Raw genomic sequence first — 22,964 nt, forward strand, 5'->3', positions numbered from 1 at the left:
GCGGACTCCGGCCCGTCGTCGTATCCCGGCGAGTTATCGAAGTATCCTGCTGCGGGAATACACTTGAATAATTAACCGGTCGCGAGAGGTGCTCCATTGGAAGAACGTTCGACGCCGGTGCCGGAGGCACCAGCGGACAAGGGCCAAGGCCAGGGATCTCAGACTGGCGTGGTGGCTCCCGGACGTCCCGATGTTGCCGTGCCGGTCGACAATTCGGGTGCCCGGCCGACCTTCCCCGGCCGACGGGAACGTACGCGGTCCCGTCTGGCCCGGCTGACCGGGCGGGGTGCCCCCGCGTACTCCCCGATCCTGGAGCCCTTGCTGCGCACCGTGCGCGCCAATAATCCCAAAGAGGACTTCGACCTCATCCAGCGCGCCTTCGTGGTGGCCGAGCGTTGCCACCGGGGCCAGAAGCGCAAGAGCGGCGACCCGTACATCACGCACCCGGTGGCAGTGGCCACGATTCTGGCCGAACTCGGACTGAGTGGCACCACGCTGGCAGCGGCCCTGCTGCACGACACGGTCGAAGACACCTCGTACACGCTGGCAGACCTGAAGGCCGAGTTCGGCCCGGAGGTGGCCATGCTCGTGGACGGGGTCACCAAGCTGGACAAGGTCAGCTTCGGTGAGGCGGCCCAGTCCGAGACTGTGCGCAAGATGGTCGTGGCCATGGCCAAGGACATCCGGGTCCTGATGATCAAACTCGCCGACCGGCTCCACAACGCCCGCACATGGCGTTTCGTCTCCGCCGAGTCGTCGGCCCGCAAGGCACGCGAAACCCTGGAAATCTTCGCGCCCCTGGCCCACCGGCTGGGCATGAACACCATCAAGTGGGAGCTGGAAGACCTCTCCTTCGCCGCGCTGTACCCCAAGGTGTACGAGGAAATCGTGCGGATGGTGGGGGACCGGACCCCGGAGCGGGAAAAGAACCTGGCGGTGATCCGCAACCAGATCACCGAGGACCTCCGGGCGGCCAAGATCAAGGCCACGATTACCGGACGGCCCAAGCACTACTACTCCATCTACCAGAAGATGATCGTCCGCGACAAGGACTTCGACGACATCAACGACCTCATGGGCGTCCGTGTCCTGGTCGACTCGGTCCGGGACTGTTACGCGGCGCTCGGTGCGATGCACTCGCGCTGGAACCCGTTGCCCGGGCGGTTCAAAGACTACATCGCGATGCCCAAGTTCAACATGTACCAGTCCCTTCACACCACGGTGATCGGCCCCGGCGGCAAGCCGGTGGAAATCCAGATCCGCACGCACGAGATGCACCGCCGGGCCGAGTACGGTGTTGCAGCGCACTGGAAGTACAAGGACCAGCCGAACCGGACGGCCGAAGGCCCCGGCAGCCCGCGCGACGGCGACATGGGCTGGCTGCGTTCCCTCGTGGACTGGCAGCAGGAAACGTCGGATCCGGGCGAGTTCCTCGACTCCCTGCGCTTTGAGATCAACGCCCGGGAAGTGTTCGTCTTCACCCCCAAGGGCGAGGTCATGGCCCTGCCGGCCGGATCCACCCCGGTGGACTTCGCCTACGCCGTGCACACCGAGGTGGGCCACCGGACCATCGGCGCCCGCGTCAACGGCAAGCTCGTACCGCTCAACAGCGAACTGAACCACGGCGACTGGGTGGAGATCTTCACCTCCAAGGCCGAGGGCGCCGGTCCCAGCCAGGACTGGCAGCACTTCGTCAAGAGCGCCCGGGCCCGGAACAAGATCCGGCAGTGGTTCAGCAAGGAACGCCGCGAGGAAGCGATTGACCGCGGCAAGGACCTTCTCACCAAGGCCATGCGGAAGCAGAACCTCCCGCTGCAGCGGCTCATGACCCACGACGCCCTGGCAGCGATCGCGGAGGATTTCAAGTACGCCGACATCTCCGGGCTCTACGCCGGCGTGGGCGACGGCCACACCTCCGCGCAGTCCGTCATGGAACGTCTGGTCGAAAGCCTCGGCGGGAACGAGCATCCCGACGATGAGCTCGCCGAGGTCTCCATCCCCACCCAGGTCAGCAAGGTCCGCTACTCCGACTCCGGAGTTGTGGTCCGCGGTGTGGACGACGTGTGGGTGAAACTGGCCCGGTGCTGCACCCCGGTCCCGCCGGACCCGATCCTAGGCTTCGTCACCCGCGGCTCCGGCGTCTCCGTGCACCGGACCGACTGCACCAACGTCAGTGGCCTGATGGACCAGCCGGACCGGATCGTGGAAGTCGACTGGGCGCCCACCCAGTCCAGCGTCTTCCTGGTGGAAATCCAGGTCGAAGCGCTGGACCGCAAGTCGCTGCTCTCCGACGTCACACGGGTCCTTTCGGAAAACCATGTCAACATCCTGGCGGCCAGCGTCCACACGTCCACGGACAGGGTGGCGATCTCCAAGTTCGCCTTCGAGATGGGCGATCCCAAGTACCTGAGCCACGTGCTCAGCGCCGTCCGCAGGATCGACGGAGTCTTCGACGTGTACCGCACGACGGGAAACCGCCGCCGCAGCTAGCCGTCACAACTTAGCCCGCGGCAGCTAGCCCGCGGCCGCGGGGTCGCCCGGCCGCGGCCTGATGGCGGCCAGCTTGGCCAGCGCCGCCCTCTTGTACGGCAGGCGCGGGCTGGCGTCGATAGCGAGCCGGAGCAGCCGGAGCCGCACCCCCAGTTCGGGACGGGCCAGTAGCGCCCGCAGAGCCGGCACAGCCCGCTCCTGCTCCACGTGGAGGGCGACATCCACAGCCGTGCGCAGCGGGCTGGACACCATCAGCCCGCCCATGCTGACGACGTCGAGCGGCCCCAGCCGTACCTCATGGAACGTGCAGCCGCGCATGGATCTCAGGCTGGAAATGCGCCGGTTGGCGTCCACGAGCAGCGCAAGCCGGTCAGGCTCCGCGGCGCAGCCGTAGATCCAGGCCGCGGTCATGCGTCCCGCCACCACCCGTTGCCGGATGGCCGGAGCCACCGCCAAGGACGCGGCACGGGCACGCAGCTGCGGACTGGCAACGACGCCGGGCGGCAGGTAGCCGCGTTGATACAGCTGCGTCAGCAGTCCGTCGGAGGCCATCGCCTGCAGCTCCGGCCAGGAGAACATTGCGCCGGGGGAGTAGAGCGCGCAGTGTTCAGGCCCCGGACCCGGCGGGCCCGGGGCGCCGTGACCCAGACCGGGCGGCCCCAGAACGGTGGTTGCCGAAGGGGCCGTGTTTGCCTGAGGAGCGGTGTTTTCCGTACCTGCGGTGATTGCCGGAACTGTGGTGTTTGCCGGAACTGTGGTGGGAGCGCGGGGCCTGACTGCCATGCCGCCATCGTTCCCGGTTACCCGGGCACGGAACAGGCCCCGCATCGGTCATGTGGATAAACCGAAACGAGGCCTGGACTGGATCTTTGGCGTGCTGCTTGTTTAGGAGAGTTCGCTCGCCGAGCGTTCGAGCTGCTCAAGCCACGCTTCGCGGGCCTCGAGGGCCTCCTGGGCTGCCTTGATCTTTCGTTCGTCGCCAGCCTTCTCCGCCTTGGCGAGATCGTCCTTCAGACCTGCAATGGCGGCTTCGAGCTGGGACAGCGCGCTGTTGGTGCGTGCCTTGGTCTCCGGGTTGGAGCGCTTCCAGTTTTCGTCCTCGGCGTGGCGGACTGCGTCCTCCACCTTCCGGAGGCCGGCCTCGATGCGGCTCATGTCGGCGCGGGGGACCTTGCCGGCTTCTTCCCAGCGGTCGCGGATGGACTGCAGCGCCTTCTTGGCGGCCGCGAGGTCCTTGATCGGCAGGAGCTCGTTGGCCTCGGCCAGGAGCGCCTCCTTCACGAGGAGGTTTGCACCGTATTCCTGGTCGATTTCGTCGTTGGCTGCCTGGCGGTTGGTGAAGAACACGTCCTGGGCGGCGCGGAAGCGGGCCCACAGGGCGTCGTCGTCCTTGCGGCTGGCACGGGGCGAGGCCTTCCACTCATCCATCAGGCGACGGTACTCGCCGGCGGCAAAGCCCCAGTCGGTCGAGGAAGAGAGTGCCTCGGCCTCGGTAATCAGCTTCTCCTTGGCGGCCTTGGCTGCCGAGTTGTTGCTGTCCAGCTGGGAGAAGTAGGCGCGGCGGTGCCGGTCAAATACCGTGCGGGCGGCGCGGAACCGCTTCCACAGCGCGTCTTCGTTGCTGCGTCCGAGCCGGACGCCGCTCTTCTGCGCGGCCTTCCAGCTTTCGAAGAGCTCGTTCATCCGCGCACTGGAGGTCTTCCACTGGATCTGCGCGGGATCGTGCCCGGCGATTTCCTCGGCCTCGGCCACGATGGCCTCGCGTGCAGCCAGCTCGGCGGCGCGGACGGCGTCGTGCTCGGCCTTCTCGGCCTTCTCGAGCTCACCGATCTGGATCACCAGGGCGTCCAGCCGGGCCTCGGCGGAGCGGAAGTCGCCCACCATGTTCCGCTCGGCGAGCTGCTCGCGCAGGTGGGTTACGGTCTTCTGCATGTCAGCCGTGGGAGCCTTGGAGCTCACGCGCTGTTCAAGCAGGACGATCTGGGCCAGGACGTCCTCGAACTTCCGGGCGAAGTAGCCCAGCGCCTCGTCGGCGCTGACGCCGGGGTACTGGCCTACCGGATACTCCGTGCCGTCAACTGTCAGGAAGACGTGACCGTCACCCTCAACGCGGCCCCAGCGGGCAGCTTCGGCCAGCGAAGCCGCGGAGGACACTGCCGCCGGCGCGGGAGCCGGTGCGGCCGCCGACGGCTTGGCCTTCGGGCGGGCAGCGAACGCTGCCGGGCTCGGCGCGGGGCGGGCAGCCGTCGATGGACCCGGCGACGGGGCGGGAACAGCAGAGGGCGCGGTCTCAACGGCCGCGACCGGATCGGTGGCAGGTTCCACGGCGGTCTCAGCCAGGGTCTCAGCCGGGGTCTCGGCCGGCTCGGCGGCGTCCTCGCCTGCTGTCGCCGGGGCTTCCGGTGTCTCGGCGGCGTCCTCGCCTGCCGTCTCCGGTGCTGTCGGTGCCTCGGCCGCCGTGTTTACGGCAGCGCCTGCAACGTCGGCAGGGGTTGCCTCGGCTTCGGTTTCGTTGGCAGCTGCTGTTGCCAATGTTTCGTCGGATTTCTGACTGTCTGTCACCGCTAGAAGTCTTTCGCTTGGAGGGAAATACCGGGACCACGGCCCTCAGGGCCGCGGCTGGTTACTTCAGTGAGAACGAGTCTATCGTGACTGGTTCCGCAGGTGCGCCGTCGGTGGCGCTGGCGCCCGGCTTCAGCCCCGCGGCAGCGACCTTGCTTACCACGTCGAGTCCCGAGGTGACTTTGCCCACCACGGTATAGCCGCCGGCGGCATCCGCCGGGATGACGGTGTCCTTGTACACAATGAAGAATTGGGTGCCGTTGCCGTTGGCGTTGCCGCTCGTCCGGGCCACGGCGATGGTGCCTGCCGGGTATTTATTGTCCGCCGGCGTGTTTTCCAGCGGACCCCACGTGTAGGCCGGATCGCTGCTGCCGTCACCGGTCTTGGATCCGCACTGCAGGACCCCGAAGTTCGCTCCCGTGGTGAGCCGGTGGCAGCTGAGGCCCTTGTAGAAGTTCTGGTCGGCGAGGGATTTGAAGACCGCCGCGGCCTGCGGGGCCTTCGTTCCGTCCAGTGCTAGGCCCAGCGTGCCGCGGTTCAGCTTCAGGGTCCCGGTAAAGGTCTTACCCGCGGCGGTTTCCGGCTTGGGGATGTTGGCGGCATTCGTGGCGGCGGCCGTCGGCGTGGCGGAGGCTGACGGGGCGGCAAGTCCCTCCTGCGCGGCCTTGAACTCTTCCTCGGTCGGGTTCGACGAAAACACGGCAAGTTGCAGGATCAGGGCCAGCCCGATGGCGGCTGCACCGGCGCTGATGGCCAGAACGTTGTCGCGCTTGCGGCGCTTGTCCTGGTCCCGGCGCAGGCCGCGCCTGGCCTCCATCTGCTGGACACGCCGCTTCGCCTCACGTGCGTTGCGTGAACTGGCCGCCAAAGGTCCTCCTGGTTGTAAGGCCGTGACCGCAACGGGCCGTGGGCGCCGTCGCGGTAACGGCAGCAAGCTGCCGGCAGTCCCGCCGGCCGGCCCCGTTGGAAGAAGCAGGCGCCGACCGCATAAACTGACTGCCGCACACAGTTTATGCACGACTGGCCGGTCTGCCGCCTATCTACGTTACGTTTCGACAGATAATGGCGCCTGACGTCCGCGCGCGAACAAACTGCGGAAGCAACAAGACACCGCAGTAGTAACCAGAGGAGAAAATTTCACCATGGCACGCACAGCCTCCCTGTCAGGATTCCCCGAGTGGCTTCCCGAGGAGCGGCTGGTGGAACTCCATGTTCTGGACACGTTGCGCAGGACGTTCGAGCTTCATGGATTCTCCTCGATCGAGACCCGCGCCGTGGAAACGGTGGGGCAGTTGCTGCGCAAGGGAGAAATCGACAAAGAGGTCTACGGCCTGAGCCGGCTCCAGGACGACGAGGGAGACGCGTCGGCCAAGGCCGACCCCCACGCCCTTGCCCTGCACTTTGACCTCACGGTGCCCTTCGCCCGCTACGTCGTGGAGAACGCCGGCTACCTGGCGTTCCCGTTCCGCCGCTACCAGATCCAGAAGGTCTGGCGCGGCGAACGCCCCCAGGAGGGACGGGCCCGCGAGTTCACCCAGGCGGACATCGACGTCGTCGGCGACGGCGACCTGCCGTTCCGCTACGACGTGGAAATCGCGCTTGTGATCGCCGAGGCGCTCAATGCGCTGCCGATCCCGGACTTCCTGCTGCGCATCAACAACCGCAAGCTGGCAGAGGGTTTCTACACCGGCATCGGCCTGACGGACACCGCGGGCGTTCTCCGCAGCATCGACAAGCTCGAAAAGGTCGGCCCTGCGAAGGTGGCCGAGTTGCTCAAGGAAGAACTCGGCGCCACCGACGAACAGGCGCAGGCCGCGCTCAAGCTAGCGAGCATCCGCACCGGAGACACGTCCTTCGTGGCGCAGGTCCGGGCGCTGGGGGTCAGCAATGAGCTCCTCGAGGAGGGCCTGAGCGAGCTGGAACAGGTGATCGCCGCCGTCGTCCAGCGCGCGCCCGGCCGCGTGGTCGCCGACCTCAGCATCGCCCGCGGGCTCGACTACTACACCGGGACCGTGGTGGAAACCGTGCTGGTGGGGCATGAACAGCTGGGCTCTATCTGCTCGGGCGGCCGCTATGACGCCCTGGCCAGCAAGGGCAACCGCAAGTTCCCCGGCGTCGGCCTCTCGATCGGCGTGACCCGTCTGGTGTCGCGGATCCTGAGCCAGGACCTTGCCAAGGCCTCCCGCGCGGTTCCGACCACCGTCCTGGTGGCGCTCAACAGCGACGACAGCTGGGGTGCGGCCCAAGACGTCGCGGCGCAGCTGCGCAGCCGCGGGATTGCCACGGAGGTGGCCGCGAAGGCCGAGAAGTTCGGCAAGCAGATCAAGTTCGCCGACCGGCGCGGCATTCCGTTTGTCTGGTTCACCGACGACGACGGCAAGCACCAGGTCAAGGACATCCGATCGGGCGAGCAGAACGACGCCGATCCGGCCACGTGGACTCCCTCGGAGGAGGACTTGCACGTGCGGGTTATCGCCGCGGGCTAGTTCTCCGTGGACGTGCCGGCCGGTTTGGACGTGCCGTCAGCCCGGCGCAGCCTGAGGACAAGGAACCGCCCGGCCACCCCGACGGCCAGTACTGCCGCCATGACCAGCATCGAGGCCGGCGGCAGGGTCACGGCCAAGATCAGGCAGCCGAGGAAGCCCAGCACATTGAGCCAGCGCGGCGCATGCCAGGGCCGGGCCGCCAGGGTGAAGGCAGCCGCGTTGGTCACGGAGTAGTAGATCAGCACCCCGAAGCTGGAGAATCCGACAACGGTCATCACATTGGTGCTCAGCAGCAGGACGATGACGACGGCGGCGACCGCCAGTTCCGCTACGAACGGGACCGTGTGGGTGCCGCCCACCCGGGCCAGCGGGGCGGGAAGGTCGCGTTCCCGGGCCATTGCCAGGGTGGTCCTGCCCACTCCGGTGATCAGGGCCAGCAGTGCGCCAAGGCACGCGGCCGCCGCCCCCGCCTGGACGAACGGAACGCCGGCGCTGAGCTGGGAGACTGCCACCGCGTCCAGCAGTGGCGCCGTCGAACTCGCCAGCTGCTGAGGGGGCAGGTGCCACTGCAGCAGGGCAGCCAGGCCCAGATAGACCACAAAGGCGCCGGCCAGTGCCGCCAGAATGGCCCGCGGGATGGTCCGGGTGGGGTCCTTGACCTCCTCGCCGAGGGTGGCGATCCGCGCGTAGCCCGCGAACGCGAAGAACATCAGCCCGGCAGCGGGAAGGATGCCCCAGCCGCCGCCGGAGACCGTGGCGGGGTTGGCCGGTCCAGGCGATACCGCCGGGGCGCCCACCGGGTGCGGGCCCAGCAGTGACGCCACGGCGACGAACACGAGGGTCGCCAGCACCACGGCCAGCAGGATCCGCGTCAGCAGCGCGGTCCGGGTGATGCCCAGCAGGTTGACCCCGGTGAGAACCACGACGGCGGCGACCGCCAGAGCGGTGGCGTAGGCCGGCGCCACGTAGTGCCCGAAGGTGAGTGCCATCGCCGCGCAGGACGCCGTCTTGCCCGTCACGAAACCCCAGCCCGCCACGAAGCCGGGCCACTCGCCCAGCTGCCGTCGGCCGTACACGTAGGTGCCGCCGCTGGCGGGGTACCGGGCGGCCAGCTGCGCCGACGCGACGGCGTTGCAGTAGGCGATCACCCCGGCCACCGCCACGGCGAGGGTCAGCAGGGGCCCGGCCAGGGCCGCGGCAGGGGCGAACACGACGAACACGCCGGCGCCCAGCATGGAACCGAGGCCGATCGCCGTCGAATCGACAACGCCGAGCCGGCGTTGGAGCTGCGGCTGGCCGGGCCTGCCGGCGGAGTCCCGGCCGGGGCGGTCACCGGACTGGGTTCCTTTATGCCGGGTTGCCATGGCGGAAGGGCCCTTTCCAACGGGTAAACTCGAACGGGATCGTTCCAGTAGCGATCCTATTGAACATTACTTTTGATTTTCCCTCTGTCTTCTTCAGAAAGGCGTGCTGTGCTGCGCACACATGACCTCGGATCTCTTCGCTCCGAGCACATTGGACAAACCGTAACCCTCGCCGGCTGGGTCGGCCGGCGTCGTGACCACGGTGGTGTCGCATTCGTTGACCTGCGCGACGCGTCCGGCGTCGCCCAGGTTGTGGTCCGTGAGGAAGAGGTCTTCCACGGACTGCGCAACGAGTACGTGCTGCAGATTGTCGGCACCGTGTCACAGCGCCCCGAAGGCAACGAGAACCCGGCGCTTCCCACCGGCGAGATTGAAGTCATGGCCGAGAAGGTCACCATCCTCAACACCTCGGAACCGCTGCCGTTCCAGATCGACGAGCACGTCGAAGTCGGCGAGGAAGCCCGCCTGAAGCACCGCTACCTGGACCTGCGCCGCCCCGGCCCCGCCCGCAACATGCGCCTGCGTTCGGAAGCTAACCGCGTGGCCCGTGAGCTGCTCCACCAGGACGGCTACGTGGAGATCGAAACGCCCACGCTGACCCGTTCGACGCCGGAAGGCGCCCGTGACTTCGTGGTCCCGGCACGCCTGGCCCCGGGCTCCTGGTACGCGCTGCCGCAGTCCCCGCAGCTCTTCAAGCAGCTGCTGCAGGTGGGCGGTTTCGAGAAGTACTACCAGATCGCCCGCTGCTACCGTGATGAAGACTTCCGCGCGGACCGCCAGCCCGAATTCACCCAGCTGGACATCGAGGCCAGCTTCGTGGACCAGGATGACATCATCAGTCTTGGCGAGAACATCGTCAAGGCGCTGTGGAAGCTGATCGACGTCGAGATCCCCACGCCGATCCAGCGCATCACCTACCACGACGCCATGGCCCGCTATGGCTCGGACAAGCCGGACCTGCGCTTCGGCCTGGAACTGACCGAGCTGACCGAGTTCTTCAAGGACACCAACTTCGGTGTCTTCAAGGCCCCCTACGTCGGTGCCGTGGTCATGCCCGGCGGCGCCTCCCAGGCCCGCCGCGCCCTCGACGCCTGGCAGGAATGGGCCAAGCAGCGCGGCGCCAAGGGCTTGGCCTACGTGCTGTACAAGGAAGACGGCGAACTCGCCGGTCCCGTCGCCAAGAACCTGACCGACGCCGAGCGTGCGGGACTGGCCGACGCCGTCGGGGCCAAGCCCGGGGACTGCATCTTCTTCGCCGCCGGCGAGAAGACCCCGTCCCGCGCCCTCCTCGGCGCTGCGCGCGTGGAGATCGGGCACCGGACCGGCCTCATCAACCCCTCCGACTGGGCGTTCTGCTGGGTCGTGGATGCGCCGATGTTCGAGCCGGCCGCCGCTGCGGTCGCGTCCGGCGACGTCGCCGTCGGCGCCGGCAAATGGACCGCGGTGCACCACGCGTTCACCTCGCCCAAGCCCGAGTTCATGGACTCGTTCGACACGGACCCCGAGTCGGCCCTGTCCTATGCCTACGACATCGTCTGCAACGGCAACGAAATCGGCGGCGGCTCGATCCGTATTCACGAGCGCGACGTCCAGGAGCGGGTCTTCGAGCTCATGGGCCTGGACAAGGAAGACGCCCAGACCAAGTTCGGGTTCCTCCTGGAGGGCTTCAAGTTCGGTGCGCCTCCGCACGGCGGCATCGCCTTCGGCTGGGACCGGGTGGTCGCCCTGCTGGCCGGTGTGGAGTCCATCCGCGACGTCATCGCGTTCCCGAAGTCCGGCGGCGGCTACGACCCCCTGACCCAGGCGCCCGCTCCCATCACGCCGCAGCAGCGCAAGGAAGCCGGCGTCGATTTCAAGCCCGAGGCCAAGAAGCCCGAAGACGGCAAGAACTGACCCTCTGGCAGTGTTAGCAGGGGCTTCCCGGGCAACCGGGGAGCCCCTGCTCCCTTTATGGCGGCAGTACTCGTTCTGAACGGAGAACCTCGATGGACCTGAGCCCACGCCCCGCCTCGAAACCCGCACCGGCTCCCGCGGCGGTCCCCGGGCTGGAGGAGCTGATGGATGGAGCGTGGCCCGCCATCGACCGGGAGGAGTCCGGCGGCTGGGTGATGCGGGCCGCGTCCGGCGTGACGCAGCGGGCCAACTCCGTCTGGGTACGGGAGTCCGGCGCGGACCCGCACCGGCAGGTGGCCGCGGTCCGGGCGGCGCGCCTCTGGTACCGGAACCGCCGTCTTCCGCTGATCTTCCAAGTCTTTGACGGGCCCCGCTCCGCGGCCCTGAACACGGTGCTCGACGACGAGGGGTTCACCCGGCAGTCCGAAACCCTGGTCCTGGCGCGCAGCTCGGAGCCCGGGCCGGACACCGGCGGCCCGGACCCGGCCGTGGAAATCTCCGCCGAGCCGTCGGCGGAGTGGCTGGACCTGTGGTGGAGCGTCGACGGCCGCGGGGGAGCGGCCGAGCTCGCCGTGGCCCGCAGGATCCTCGAAGGGTGCCCGGCCGCCTACGCCCTGATCCGGGACGACGACGGCGTGCCCGCCGCCGTCGCACGGCTCGCCCTGCCCCGCCCAGCGCCCGGCGGATCCCGCTGGGGCGGCCTGTACTGCATGGCTACGCGTCCTGACGCGCGGCGGCGTGGCTACGGCGGCCGCATAGTCCGGGCGCTACTGCGCGAGGGCGACGCCCGCGGCGTGGCGGGCTGCTGGCTTCTGGTGATGGCGTCCAACGCCGACGCCAGGACCCTGTACGCACGGGCCGGCTTCCGCGAAGCCTGCCGGTATCTCTACCGGCAGGAGCGGCCGAAACGGCACCTGACCGGCTGCTGAGGATTGTGGCCGGCAACGGAATGGCGCCTTCCTCCGCCGGGCAGCCCGGCAAGGCTGCCCGGTCGCGGCGTCTTGCGGTTTGGGGCCTTTCAGCACTGGGAGCCCCCCGGCATGGCCCGGGATAGTCGGAAATGAAGGAGGACACCTGACCTCCGGCGCCCGGCATGCTGGGAAGGGCGGCCACTTTCACCCTTCATGGAGGCGTCTCATGAGAGTAACTATCGCCGAAACCGTGGCCATGATGGCCATCGGTGACGGGGTCCTCGGAGCGTTGTTTCCGGTCGAGCACTGCACCCGGTGGGATGTCGGCCCGAAGCCGTGGCGTGAGTGCATGCGCATGTTCGCCAGGCATCCCGAGATAACGCGGACTATCAGTGTTCTGCAGATCGCCCTCGGCATTGCATGGGCCGCGAGCCTGCCTGCGACACCGGTGAAAGGCAAAGCCCGCACCTAGGAGCCGGCGCCTGGTGTGCGTTCCGGGAGCGACCTCCGCTCCGACGGATCCCGGCGAATGCCGCACTACTGCACTGGATCCGTCACGAGGATCCGCACCGAGCACAGCTCCGCCGCGGCCTTCTTCAGGACCGCGGCGCGCGGGTCCGGGACGTCCAGGAACGCCAGCCGCGGCAGGCCGGCGTAGCGCTTCAGCACGGGCTCGGCGAGCACCTGATCGGCGAGCGTGCGGTCGCCGCCCGGCGCGAGGTACTCGATCGGGTGCGGGGCGAAGATTCTGCCGGCGTGCTCGGCGACCGCCTCCACGAGGGCATCGGCCTGGTTGGCCCGCCGCCGGGCGAACCGCTGCTGGGACCAGCCCCCGGCAGCGGTCCGTGACTGGACGTGGCGCGTGCCGGTCTTGGACGCGAGCACGGCGCCGCCGCTGACCACGGCCACCGAATAACCGCCGCGGCGGACCAGCACGGTGCCGATGGTCCGCGGCTGCCCGGCCAGGGCGGCCAGCCGCGTCACCGCGTCGCCGCCGCGTCCGGGCCGGCCGTCCACGGGCCAGGGCGCCTGCAGCAGCGCCACCGCGCCGTCCGCGGCGCTCAGCCGCAGGCCGGCGTCGAGCTCGTCTTCCACCACGGCGCCATGGCTCGCCGCGAAGCGCTCCACCCACCCCGCCAACCGGCCGCCGGAGACAAAGGCCACACGGGACTCGGGGCTGGACATGGCGGGTCTCCGTTGGGGTAGTCGGGCGGGGTGTCGGGGCGGGCAGGAACTAGAAGTAGCCTATCTATGTGGATGATCTCTTTGGCGCAGGGCGGGACAATGCCGACGCAGGCGACGCCGACGCCGGCTATGACGACGGCGGAACTGACCAATCCGGCAGCGCCCGGTCCGCGGCGCGCTCCGCCGCCGGTGCAGGGTCGCCGCGGAGTCCGCTCGCCGTCCGGATGCGGCCGCGCACCCTGGATGACGTGGTGGGCCAGCAGCACCTCCTCGGCCAGGGCTCGCCGTTGCGCCAGCTCGCCGCCGGGTCTGACGCGACCGGCCCCGCGGGCCCCAGTTCGCTGATCCTTTGGGGGCCTCCCGGCACCGGCAAGACCACGCTCGCTCACGTGATCGCGAAAGGACCCGGCCGGAAGTTCGTTGAACTGTCCGCCATCACCGCCGGCGTCAAGGACGTCCGCCGCGTGATGGACGAGGCCCTGACCGCGCGCGATCTGTTCAAGACCACCACGGTGCTCTTCCTCGATGAGATCCACCGTTTCAACAAGGCACAGCAGGACGCGCTGCTGCCCGGCGTCGAGAACCGCTGGGTGGTTCTGGTGGCGGCCACCACCGAAAACCCGTCGTTCTCCGTGGTGTCCCCGCTGCTTTCCCGCTCGCTGCTGCTGACCCTCAAACCCCTCACGGACGCCGACGTCGAGGGCCTGCTCCAGCGGGCCGCCACGGATGTCCGCGGGCTGAACGGCAAAGCCGAACTCAGCCCCGACGCGCTGGCCCACCTCGTCCGCCTCTCCGGCGGCGATGCCCGCCGGGCGCTGACCGCCCTGGAGGCGGCCGCCGGTGTGGCGTTCGGGGACGCGGACGACGCCGACGGAATCGCCACGGCGGCGGAGAACGCTCCGGTGCAGATCGAACTCAAGCACACGGAGCGGGCCCTCGATGTCGCCTCCGTCCGCTACGACCGGGCCGGAGACCAGCACTACGACGTCGCCAGCGCCTTCATCAAGTCAATCCGGGGTTCCGACGTGGACGCCGCCCTGCACTACCTCGCCCGGATGCTCGAGGCGGGGGAGGACCCGCGGTTCGTGGCCCGCCGGATTGTGATTTCCGCGGCCGAGGACGTCGGCATGGCGGACCCGACCGCGCTCCAGACCGCCGTCGCAGCCGCCCAGGCTGTCCAGCTGATCGGGATGCCTGAGGGCCGGATTATTCTTGCCGAGGCCGTGGTTCACCTGGCCACCGCGCCGAAGTCCAACGCCGCCTATATGGGGATCAACCAGGCGATCGCGGACGTCAGGGCCGGGCTCGGGAACGGAATCCCGGCCCATTTGCGCGACGCCCACTACCCGGGCTCAAAACAGTTGGGCCATGGCAAGGGCTACAAGTACGCCCACGACGCCCCGCACGCCGTGGCCACCCAGCAGTACCCGCCGGACGATCTGGTGGGCCGCAATTACTACGAACCCACCGCCAACGGGGCCGAACGCGACATTTCCACCCGGCTCGAACGGCTCCGGAAGATCATCCGCGGCAGTTGACGTTCCCCTGGATATTGCCCCCAAACGGCCCTGACCGGCGGCTGGCCTGCCGCGCCCCGCGGTGCCGGAATCCACCGTTGACACCGGGACCAAGAGGTCTAACGTGGAAAGAGGAACTACGTCAGCACGGATCTGCTGGCTGTTCGTGCGGCGCAGGGGACAGCGGCTCACTTCGCCGGCTCTGGCCACCCGGACCCCGGAACGGCAGCCGGCTTCGTTTCACCCAAGATCTTCCAGCGAAAGCGTCTCCGCCCGTCCCCAGGTAGGGTCCTATGACCATCAATTGCGTTACCGCCATGGCAGTCAAGTCCTTCGATCTGCCCGACAGGAAACGGTGCCCGGACAAGGCCGAATTCGATCTGTGCACCGTGAACGATTACTCGGTCGCCAAGCTGATCCTCGGCCCGGGCTGGCGGTGGTCTGTGGATACCAGACCGTACGAGCAGACCGACGTCTGCCTGCACCACCATCTGGGCTTCTGCATCTCCGGGATGATGGAGGTCGAGACGGCTGAAGGGCTGCACTCCCTGATCCACGCCAACGACACCTACGCCATTCCACCGGGCCATGACGAATGGGTTGTGGGCACGGAGCCCTTTGTGGCCGTGGAATTCATAGGTGCGGCGTCGTTCGTGCGCAGGGCAGGCCGCGGCGTGCACGCCCGCATCTGAATGGGGACGCCGGCCGGATCATGGTAGGCTGGTTCGTTGTCTGGCAAGGCACGGACGCACAATCCATTGAAACTTCGCGTTTGATGAGGGTTGCCCTGTGCCCAGTAGCAAAAGGCAGCGGTTGGCCGATGCTCTCCATCGTGGAGGCCAGTAACACTGACACACCGCAGATATTGGAAGGACACAAGTGGCTAACAACACTCGTGCTCGCCGTACCGCACGCCTTTCGCGTGCACTCGGCATCGCTCTGACCCCCAAGGCCGCCAAGTACATGGAGCGCCGTCCGTACGGCCCCGGTGAGCATGGCCGTGCCCGCAAGAAGCAGGACTCCGACTACGCCGTACGTCTGCGCGAAAAGCAGCGTCTGCGCGCCCAGTACGGCATCCGCGAAGCCCAGATGACCCGTGCATTCGAAGAAGCACGCCGTACCAAGGGCCTGACCGGTGAAAACCTGATCGAACTGCTCGAAATGCGTCTTGACGCCCTCGTGCTGCGTGCCGGCTTCGCCCGCACCATCGCCCAGGCCCGCCAGCTGGTTGTGCACCGCCACATCCTCGTTGACGGCATCCGCGTTGACCGTCCGTCTTTCCGCGTCGGTGAGGGCCAGCTGGTCCACGTTCACAGCCGCAGCGAGACCATGCCTCCGTTCCAGGTCGCAGCAGCCGGCGCTCACCGCGACGTCCTGCCGATGGTTCCGGCTTACCTGGACGTCAAGCTTGACGCCCTCCAGGCCCGACTGGTGCGTCGCCCCAAGCGTTCCGAGATCCCCGTGACCTGCGAAGAGCAGCTCGTCGTGGAATTCTACGCGCGCTAATCAAAGGCACCACCTACAAAGAAGCCCGTGGCAAGCGCCGCGGGCTTCTTTGTATGTAAGGTACTTGGGGGAGTTCCCCGGGAGCCGTTTCTGCTTGCCGGCAGAAACTGCCGGCGAAATCCGTCGGGACCCGACGCAACGAGCAGGTATCCCCTGCAGTTCAAGGAGATGAGTGTCTATGTCTGGTGGCGATATTGCCGGCCTGATCGCGGCTGGAGTGTTCGCACTGCTGGTCCTGCTGCTCGCCGTGCCGATCCTGAAGCTCGGGGGCGTGTTTGACGAAATAAGGACCTCCATCCGCTCGATCAGCGACGGCGCCACCCCGCTCATGGACGAAGTGACGGCCACGGTGTCCACCACCAACGAGCAGCTGAAGAAGGTCGACGGCATCGCCTCCAACGTCTCGGACGCCTCCGCCAACATTTCGGCGCTGTCCTCCCTCATGGCCGCCACCGTGGGCTCGCCGCTGATCAAGGTGGCTGCCTTCAGCTACGGCGTACGCTCCGCCTTCGCCAGCCGCAAAAAGCCCGCCACCGGCCGCCGCAGCCGCTAGCCCTCCGGGAGAACCTGCTAATGAACAGAATTATTTGGATGGGAATCGGCGTCGCGATCGGCGTCATCGCCTTCCGTAAGATCACCGAAGCAAAGTCCGCACTCGGCCCCGAGGGACTCAACCGTGCCGTGGGGCGCCTGGCGGACGGCGTGTACGATTTCGCGGATGCAGTCCGTGCGGGAATGGGGGAGCGGGAAGCCGAACTCCGCTCCGCGCTCGGTATCGACACCACCATCGAGGCGGGCCCCGGCGGCCTGATCGCCCGCCGGGATGCAGTCCGGCGCTAGCCGGGAGAGAATTACTAAGTACGGTGCCCTTCACGGGCGTCGGCAAGTTGGCACCACCCGGGAAGAGTCCTGGAATGACAGGGCGGCTCCGGTGCCGGACATCAGCTTGTCCCGCGGCACAGACGCGGGCCACACAACGCAATGCATATTGAACGCAGTGCATATTGAAGGGTAAGAAATCAGCTCATGAAGTCGCAGGAGATCACCAAGCGCTGGATCGACTTTTTTGTCAGCAAGGGACACACCGCCGTGCCCTCCGCCTCCCTGGTCTCCAGCGACCCCTCCCTGCTGTTCACGGTGGCCGGCATGGTTCCGTTCATCCCGTACCTCACGGCCCGTGAAGAGGCCCCCTACCAGCGGGCCACCAGCGTGCAGAAGTGCATCCGGACCGGTGACATCGAGGAAGTCGGCAAGACCGCCCGTCACGGCACCTTCTTCCAGATGTGCGGCAACTTCTCCTTCGGCGACTACTTCAAGGAAGACGCCATCAAGTTCGCGTGGGAGCTCCTCACCACCAGCGTGGACGACGGCGGCTACGGACTGCCGCCGGAGCGGCTCTGGGTCACCGTCTACGAAGAAGACGACGAAGCCAAAGAGCTGTGGCTGAAGAACACCGGAGTCCCCGCCGAGCGCATCCAGAGGATGGGCAAGGCCGACAACTACTGGTCCACCGGCCAGCCTGGCCCGGCCGGCCCCTGCTCCGAGATCTACTACGACCGGGGTCCCGCCTACGGCGTCGAGGGCGGCCCCATTGCCGACGAGACCCGCTACGTCGAAATCTGGAACCTCGTCTTCATGCAGTACCAGATCGACAACGTCCGCTCCAAGGTGGACTTCGACATCACCGGCGAGCTGCCCAAGAAGAACATCGACACCGGCCTCGGCATGGAACGCCTCGCGATGATCCTGCAGGGCGTCGAGAACATGTACGAGACCGACCAGGTCCGTCCCGTGATCGACCGTGCCGCGGCGCTGTCCGGCCGCGAGTACACCTCGGCCGAGACGCCTGAGGACCCGCACCACACCGACGACGTCCGGATGCGGGTCGTCGCCGACCACATCCGCTCGGCCCTCATGCTGATCGCCGACGGCGTGACCCCCTCCAACGAGGGCCGCGGCTACGTGCTGCGGCGCCTGATCCGCCGTGCAGTGCGCTCCATGCGCCTGCTGGGCGTCGAAAAGGCCTGCCTGCCCGAGCTTCTGCCGGCCTCGCGGGACGCCATGAAGGGCGTCTACCCGATCGTCGAGACCGACTTCGAGCGCATCAGCCGGATCGCCTACGCCGAAGAGAAGGCGTTCCTGCGCACCATCGCCTCCGGCACGGCCAGGCTCGAGGACGCCGTCAAGGAGTCCAAGGCCGCCAACCAGCCGCTGTCCGGCGCGGACGCCTTCGCCCTGCACGACACCTACGGCTTCCCGATCGACCTCACACTGGAGATGGCCGAGGAAGCCGGGCTCAAGGTCGACGAGCCCGAGTTCCGCAAGCTCATGCTTGAACAGCGCCAACGCGCCCAGGCCGACGCCAAGGGTAAGAAGGGCGCGCACGCTGACCTCAGCGCGTTCCAGGAACTCCTCTCGCAGGGCGAAACCGTCTTCACCGGCTACACCGAGCTCCAGGGCGAGTCCAAGGTCCGCGGCATCCTTTCCGCCGGCCGGAAGGTCTCCCAGGCCTCCACGGGTGACGAAATCGAACTGGTCCTCGCGGAGACCCCCTTCTACGCCGAGGCGGGCGGCCAGGCGGCCGATACAGGGCTCATCACCGGCGACGGCTTCGTCGTCGAGGTCTTGGACGTCCAGCGACCCGTCAAGGGCCTCAGTGTGCACAAGGCGATCGTCCGCGAAGGCGAAATCGGGTCCGACTCGCTGGTCCAGGCCGCCGTCGACCGGGAACGCCGCCACGCCGCCGAACAGGCGCACACTGGCACGCACATTGTGCATGCGGCCCTGCACCAGATCCTCGGCCCGGAGGCCCTGCAGCGCGGCTCATTCAACAAGGCCGGCTACCTGCGCTTCGACTTTGCCTGGGGTGAGGGCCTGAGCGCCGCAACCCGGTCCGAGATCGAGGAAGTCTCTAACATCGCCATCCGCAACAACTTCCGGGTGGAGACCAAGATCATGGGCCTCGCGGAGGCCAAGGCTCTCGGCGCGATGGCCCTGTTCGGCGAGAACTACGGCAACGAGGTCCGGGTCGTGGAGATTGACGGCGCCTGGTCCCGCGAACTCTGCGGCGGCACCCACGTCGAGAACACCTCCCTGATCGGCAGCCTGTCCCTGCTCGGCGAACAGTCCGTGGGGTCGGGAAACCGCCGCGTCGAAGCCTTCGTGGGCATGGACGCCTTCCGGCACCTCGCCGCGGAGCGGGCCCTGGTCACCGAGCTCACCGAAATGCTGAAGGTTCCCTCCGGGCTCCTCGCGGACCGGATCGCCAGCACGCTGACCAAGCTCAAGACCGCGGAAAAGGAGCTTGAGCGCCTGCGCAAGGCCCAGCTCACGGCTGCCGCGGCCCAGCTGGCCGGTACGGCAACGGATGCCGCCGGCGTGAAAGTGATCGCGCACGACGCCGGCCAGGTCAGCGGCGCGGATGATCTGCGCGGCCTGGCCCTGGACCTTCGGACCCGTCTTGGCTCCGAGGCCGCCGCTGTCGCCGTCGCAGGCGTCAGCAACGACCGTCCGGTGATCTTGATCGCCACGAACGAGGCCGCCCGGGCCGCCGGGGTGAAGGCCGGGGCCCTCGTCCGTCTGGCCGCCGGTGTGCTCGGCGGCGGCGGCGGCGGCAAGGATGACGTCGCCCAGGGCGGCGGCACCGACGCAGCCCAGGTCGGCGCTGCCCTGAGCGCCGTCGTGGACGCCATCACCCGGCGATAAGCGGATCCTCCATGACTGAAGGAGCTGTGGCCGGCGTCTATCCCCGGGGTGTGAAGCTCGGGGTGGACGTCGGCACCGTCCGCGTGGGTGTGGCCCTCTGCGACCCCGAGGGGATCCTGGCGACTCCGCTGCGCACGCTGCAGCGGAACGTGAAGAAGAACACTGATGTGCGCATCCTGGCCGCCTTGGCCGCGGAGCTGAACGCCGTTGAGATCTTCGTGGGACTGCCGCGCACCATGCGGGGCGAAGAGCACGCCTCCGCCAGGATGGCCACAGACTATGCCCTCCTGCTGGCCCGGTCGCTGCAGGAGGCGGGAACGGACGTGCCCGTGCGCCTGATTGACGAGCGCCTCAGCACGGTGACAGCCCACCGCAACCTGCACGAAGCTGGCATGAGCAGCAGAAATCACCGTACAGTGGTTGATCAGGTTGCGGCGGCAGGTATTCTGCAACATGCGATTGATATGCAAAAGGCCAGGGGAACGGAGGTCGGAAACCGCGTGTACGCGGAGTCTGCGCCGGGGCCGACCGGAGACGGCGCACAGACCGGACCGGCAGTACAGACGCACTCTTCAGACAATGGAAGGCTACAGTGAGCCCGGTCAACAGTGATGACTCCTCCGGTGATGCCCTGAGTGGCGCCGGCCGACCGCTGACGCGCAAAGAGATCAGGGCCCGGGAAAAGCTCCTGGCGACGCAGGGACACAACGTGATCCCGCCGCAGGCCTTTGAGACCGGACAGGACGATCCGGCGACGGCGCCTGCACCTGAGAGCGAGCTGCCGCAGGCCGCACCGGAACTCCCCGGAGTTGCCCCCGAGTTCCCCGATAACGCTCCGACTGTGCACGAGGATCATGAAGAACCTGTGCACGACGTCGCCGCTGACGAAGCGCCGGCGCGCCATGACTTTACGCAGTTCACCCCCGTCCGCGACGACCTGGCCCACGAGGAGCCGGTCCGCGAAGAGCCCGTTCACGAAGAGCCCGTTCACGAAGAGCCCGTCCGCGCGGACCCCGCCCACGAGGAGCCGGTCAGTGAGGACCTGGCCCACGAGGAGCCGGTCCGCGAAGATATCGCCCGCGAGGACGCCGTCTACGCGATAGCGGGCCAGCACGGCTACGCAGCCGGCCACGAGGCGACCGCCCACGAGGCGACTGCCCACGGCGCCGTCCAGCACGAGGGCTACGCACTGCACCCCCACGATCTGGGACAACAGGACGCGGCCCCCGATTTTTACGAGGACGCCAGCGACCCCCACGCCGCGGCGCAGCCGGTCGCCGAGTACCACGACGAACCGGGCCACGAACTGATGGCCGGAGCCAGCCGCTATGAAAAGGGTCCCTCCAAGAAGGTCCGGCGCCGGCGGCGCTTCCTGGCACTGGTGCTGACGCTGACCGTGTTCGTCGTAGCCGTGGCCGTGGGCGCACAGTTCCTCAAGCCCCTCCTGGGCGGGGACACCGTGGCCGACTATCCGGGCCCCGGGACCGGGGAGGTCACCATCACGGTCGAACCCGGAGCGGGGCCGAAGTCGGTGGCCACCGAGCTCGTATCCAAAAAGGTGGTGGCAAACGCGGACACGTTCCTCAAGGAGTTCGCCGCCTCCGGCGGAGCGCTCAGCCCGGGCACCTTCACGTTGCGCCAGGAAATGAAGAACTCCGATGCGGTGGACATCCTGCTCAACAAGGACAAGGGCAAGGTCATGTACTTTGCGCTGAGCGCCGGGCTGCGGGTCGGCGAATCCCTGCAGGCGATTTCCGAGGGGACCGGAATCTCGCTGGACACTTTGAAAGCGCTCAGTGATGCGCCCACGCAGTTCGGCCTCCCTGCCAAGGCCAAGAACCTGGAGGGCTACCTGGCCCCGGGGGAGTACCGCTTCCCGCTGGGATCTTCCGCCAAGGACATTCTGAAGAAGCTCGTCGGCAACACCCTGGACGAACTCAAGGCCCAGGGCGTCACCGACCCCGCGAAACAGTACGACATCGTGACCGTGGCCAGCATTGTCCAGGCCGAGGGCGGCCAGGCCGAATACGGTGATGTGGCCGGCGCCATTTACAACCGCCTCAAGCCCAACAACACCGAGACCAACGGGCTCATCCAGTCCGATGCCACAGTCACTTACGGATTGGGCATCCGGAGCTTCCACATCGATGAAAACCAGAAGGCCGACAAGTCGAACCCGTACAACACGTACGCCAACAAGGGCCTGCCCGCCGGACCGATCGGCTCGCCCGGCAAGACGGCCATCGACGCCGCCGCCAAGCCCAAGACCAACAACTACCTGTACTGGGTCACCATCAACCTGGACACCAAGGAGACCAAGTTCTCCAAGACCCTGGCTGAGCACCTCGGCTACGTGGCGCAGTACGACGCGTGGTGCCAGGCCAACCCGGGCCGCTGCGTATGACGCTTCGGGCGGCCGTGCTCGGGCATCCCATCAGCCATTCGAAGTCACCGGCGCTGCACCGGGCCGCCTACGCCCACCTGGGCTTGGACATCGCCTATTCCGCCATCGACGTGACGGAGGCCGCGCTGCCCGGATTCATGCGGCAGGTCAGGGATGAAGCGCGCGCGGACGGGTCCTGGCGGGGGCTGTCGGTGACCATGCCGCTCAAGACCGCCATGGCGGCCGAAGTGGACGAGGTCCGGGGCGTGGCGCGTGCGCTCGGGGTCGTCAACACTGTCGCCTTCGAACCCGACGGAAACGGTGGTGGCCACAGCCGTTTGGTCGCGTACAACACCGACGTGGCCGGCATCGTCAATGCGCTCCGGCACGCGGGGGCGGTCACGGCGCCCACCGCAGCGGTCCTCGGCGGGGGCGGGACTGCGGCGGCTGCCGTCGCGGCCCTCAAGGAACTTGGTTCCGCGTCCGCGGACGTGTTCGTCCGCGATGTCAGCCGCGCAGCAGAGGCCCGCGCGGCCTCCGTGGCCGTTGGTCTGCCCATCCGCGTGTTGCCCCTGCAAGGCGCCGGAGCCGCCGTCGCGATGGCCGACGTCGTCATCTCCACTCTGCCGCCCCACGCGGCCGACGCGCTGGCCGGGGAGCTGGCAGGAGAAGTGAAAGCTAAGCCGTCAGGAGTGCTGTCTCCCGATGCCGGCGCGGCAGGTCTGCAGGAAAAAACCGGCGGCATCGCGGGCGTGCTGTTGGACGTCGCCTACGATCCGTGGCCCAGCCGGATTGCCGCCGTCTGGCAGGATGCCGGCGGTACCGTGGTCCCGGGACTTGAAATGCTCCTCTACCAGGCGGTGGAGCAAGTGCGGCACTTCACCGGGCTGGGCGACGCCATGCCCGCCGGAGTCATAGATGTGATGTGTGACGCAGTCGGGGCGCCCCGACGGGTGTTCTAA

The 22,964-nt window shown here is 67.8% G+C and carries 19 protein-coding genes; 14 read left to right on the forward strand and 5 right to left on the reverse strand.

The window, feature by feature from the left end:
- The first annotated feature begins 96 nt into the window (after nt 1-96).
- Nucleotides 97-2,490 (forward strand): RelA/SpoT family protein, encoded by a 2,394-nt coding sequence (locus tag C8D78_RS01615; protein ID WP_425266664.1) that lies wholly within the window; start codon nt 97-99, stop codon nt 2,488-2,490.
- Nucleotides 2,491-2,514: 24 nt separating this feature from the next.
- Here the strand turns inward: C8D78_RS01615 and C8D78_RS01620 are convergent, their stop codons facing one another.
- The 3 genes from C8D78_RS01620 to C8D78_RS01630 form a co-directional block, all read right to left on the reverse strand.
- Nucleotides 2,515-3,273 (reverse strand): type IV toxin-antitoxin system AbiEi family antitoxin, encoded by a 759-nt coding sequence (locus C8D78_RS01620; RefSeq protein WP_244208191.1) that lies wholly within the window; start codon nt 3,271-3,273, stop codon nt 2,515-2,517.
- A gap of 102 nt (nt 3,274-3,375) precedes the next feature.
- Complete coding sequence (locus tag C8D78_RS01625; protein ID WP_120950132.1) at nt 3,376-5,052, reverse strand: DUF349 domain-containing protein; 1,677 nt, start codon at nt 5,050-5,052, stop codon at nt 3,376-3,378.
- A gap of 61 nt (nt 5,053-5,113) precedes the next feature.
- Nucleotides 5,114-5,920 (reverse strand): peptidylprolyl isomerase, encoded by an 807-nt coding sequence (locus C8D78_RS01630; RefSeq protein ID WP_120950133.1) that lies wholly within the window; start codon nt 5,918-5,920, stop codon nt 5,114-5,116.
- Nucleotides 5,921-6,194: 274 nt separating this feature from the next.
- Here C8D78_RS01630 and hisS point away from each other — a divergent pair, with 274 nt between their 5' ends.
- Nucleotides 6,195-7,538: a histidine--tRNA ligase gene (gene hisS / locus C8D78_RS01635; RefSeq protein ID WP_120950134.1), complete on the forward strand. Its 1,344-nt coding sequence runs from the start codon at nt 6,195-6,197 to the stop codon at nt 7,536-7,538.
- On the opposite strand, the gene C8D78_RS01640 is transcribed toward hisS, so the two are convergent.
- Nucleotides 7,535-8,902: an APC family permease gene (locus C8D78_RS01640; RefSeq protein ID WP_120950135.1), complete on the reverse strand. Its 1,368-nt coding sequence runs from the start codon at nt 8,900-8,902 to the stop codon at nt 7,535-7,537. The two genes, hisS and C8D78_RS01640, sit on opposite strands and share 4 nt — an antisense overlap.
- 108 nt (nt 8,903-9,010) lie before the next feature.
- Here C8D78_RS01640 and aspS point away from each other — a divergent pair, with 108 nt between their 5' ends.
- From aspS to C8D78_RS01655, 3 genes are all read left to right on the forward strand, one after another.
- Nucleotides 9,011-10,795 (forward strand): aspartate--tRNA ligase, encoded by a 1,785-nt coding sequence (gene aspS / locus C8D78_RS01645; RefSeq protein ID WP_120950136.1) that lies wholly within the window; start codon nt 9,011-9,013, stop codon nt 10,793-10,795.
- A gap of 92 nt (nt 10,796-10,887) precedes the next feature.
- Nucleotides 10,888-11,724: a GNAT family N-acetyltransferase gene (locus C8D78_RS01650; RefSeq protein ID WP_120950137.1), complete on the forward strand. Its 837-nt coding sequence runs from the start codon at nt 10,888-10,890 to the stop codon at nt 11,722-11,724.
- 208 nt (nt 11,725-11,932) lie between these two features.
- Nucleotides 11,933-12,178: a hypothetical protein gene (locus C8D78_RS01655; protein WP_120950138.1), complete on the forward strand. Its 246-nt coding sequence runs from the start codon at nt 11,933-11,935 to the stop codon at nt 12,176-12,178.
- Nucleotides 12,179-12,243: 65 nt separating this feature from the next.
- Here C8D78_RS01655 and C8D78_RS01660 read toward each other — a convergent pair whose 3' ends face one another.
- Complete coding sequence (locus tag C8D78_RS01660; RefSeq protein WP_120950139.1) at nt 12,244-12,891, reverse strand: acVLRF1 family peptidyl-tRNA hydrolase; 648 nt, start codon at nt 12,889-12,891, stop codon at nt 12,244-12,246.
- Nucleotides 12,892-12,959: 68 nt separating this feature from the next.
- On the opposite strand from C8D78_RS01660, the gene C8D78_RS01665 reads away from it, so the two are divergent.
- The 9 genes from C8D78_RS01665 (at nt 12,960) to C8D78_RS01705 (ending at nt 22,964) form a co-directional block, all read left to right on the forward strand.
- Nucleotides 12,960-14,429 carry a replication-associated recombination protein A gene (locus C8D78_RS01665; protein ID WP_120950140.1) on the forward strand — a complete coding sequence of 490 codons (1,470 nt, stop codon included), beginning with the start codon at nt 12,960-12,962 and terminating at the stop codon, nt 14,427-14,429.
- 272 nt (nt 14,430-14,701) lie between these two features.
- Nucleotides 14,702-15,100 carry a cupin domain-containing protein gene (locus C8D78_RS01670; RefSeq protein WP_120950141.1) on the forward strand — a complete coding sequence of 133 codons (399 nt, stop codon included), beginning with the start codon at nt 14,702-14,704 and terminating at the stop codon, nt 15,098-15,100.
- A 187-nt stretch (nt 15,101-15,287) separates the two neighbouring features.
- On the forward strand, nt 15,288-15,914 hold the full coding sequence (rpsD, locus tag C8D78_RS01675) for a 30S ribosomal protein S4 (protein WP_091251848.1): 627 nt from the start codon (nt 15,288-15,290) through the stop codon (nt 15,912-15,914).
- 178 nt (nt 15,915-16,092) lie between these two features.
- On the forward strand, nt 16,093-16,467 hold the full coding sequence (locus C8D78_RS01680) for a DUF948 domain-containing protein (protein ID WP_120950142.1): 375 nt from the start codon (nt 16,093-16,095) through the stop codon (nt 16,465-16,467).
- Nucleotides 16,468-16,487: 20 nt separating this feature from the next.
- Nucleotides 16,488-16,754, forward strand: coding sequence for a DUF6167 family protein (locus tag C8D78_RS01685; protein WP_208641839.1), 267 nt, complete (start codon nt 16,488-16,490; stop codon nt 16,752-16,754).
- Between the two features lie 186 nt (nt 16,755-16,940).
- A complete protein-coding gene (gene alaS, locus C8D78_RS01690; RefSeq protein ID WP_120950144.1) occupies nt 16,941-19,619 on the forward strand; it encodes an alanine--tRNA ligase in 2,679 nt (892 codons plus the stop codon).
- Between the two features lie 11 nt (nt 19,620-19,630).
- Nucleotides 19,631-20,215, forward strand: coding sequence for a Holliday junction resolvase RuvX (gene ruvX, locus C8D78_RS01695; protein ID WP_120950145.1), 585 nt, complete (start codon nt 19,631-19,633; stop codon nt 20,213-20,215).
- Nucleotides 20,212-22,023 carry an endolytic transglycosylase MltG gene (gene mltG / locus C8D78_RS01700; RefSeq protein ID WP_120950146.1) on the forward strand — a complete coding sequence of 604 codons (1,812 nt, stop codon included), beginning with the start codon at nt 20,212-20,214 and terminating at the stop codon, nt 22,021-22,023. Before ruvX ends, mltG begins: the two co-directional genes overlap by 4 nt.
- On the forward strand, nt 22,020-22,964 hold the full coding sequence (locus tag C8D78_RS01705; protein ID WP_120950147.1) for a shikimate dehydrogenase: 945 nt from the start codon (nt 22,020-22,022) through the stop codon (nt 22,962-22,964). Before mltG ends, C8D78_RS01705 begins: the two co-directional genes overlap by 4 nt.

The organism is Arthrobacter oryzae (assembly GCF_003634095.1).
Taxonomy (GTDB): domain Bacteria; phylum Actinomycetota; class Actinomycetes; order Actinomycetales; family Micrococcaceae; genus Arthrobacter; species Arthrobacter oryzae.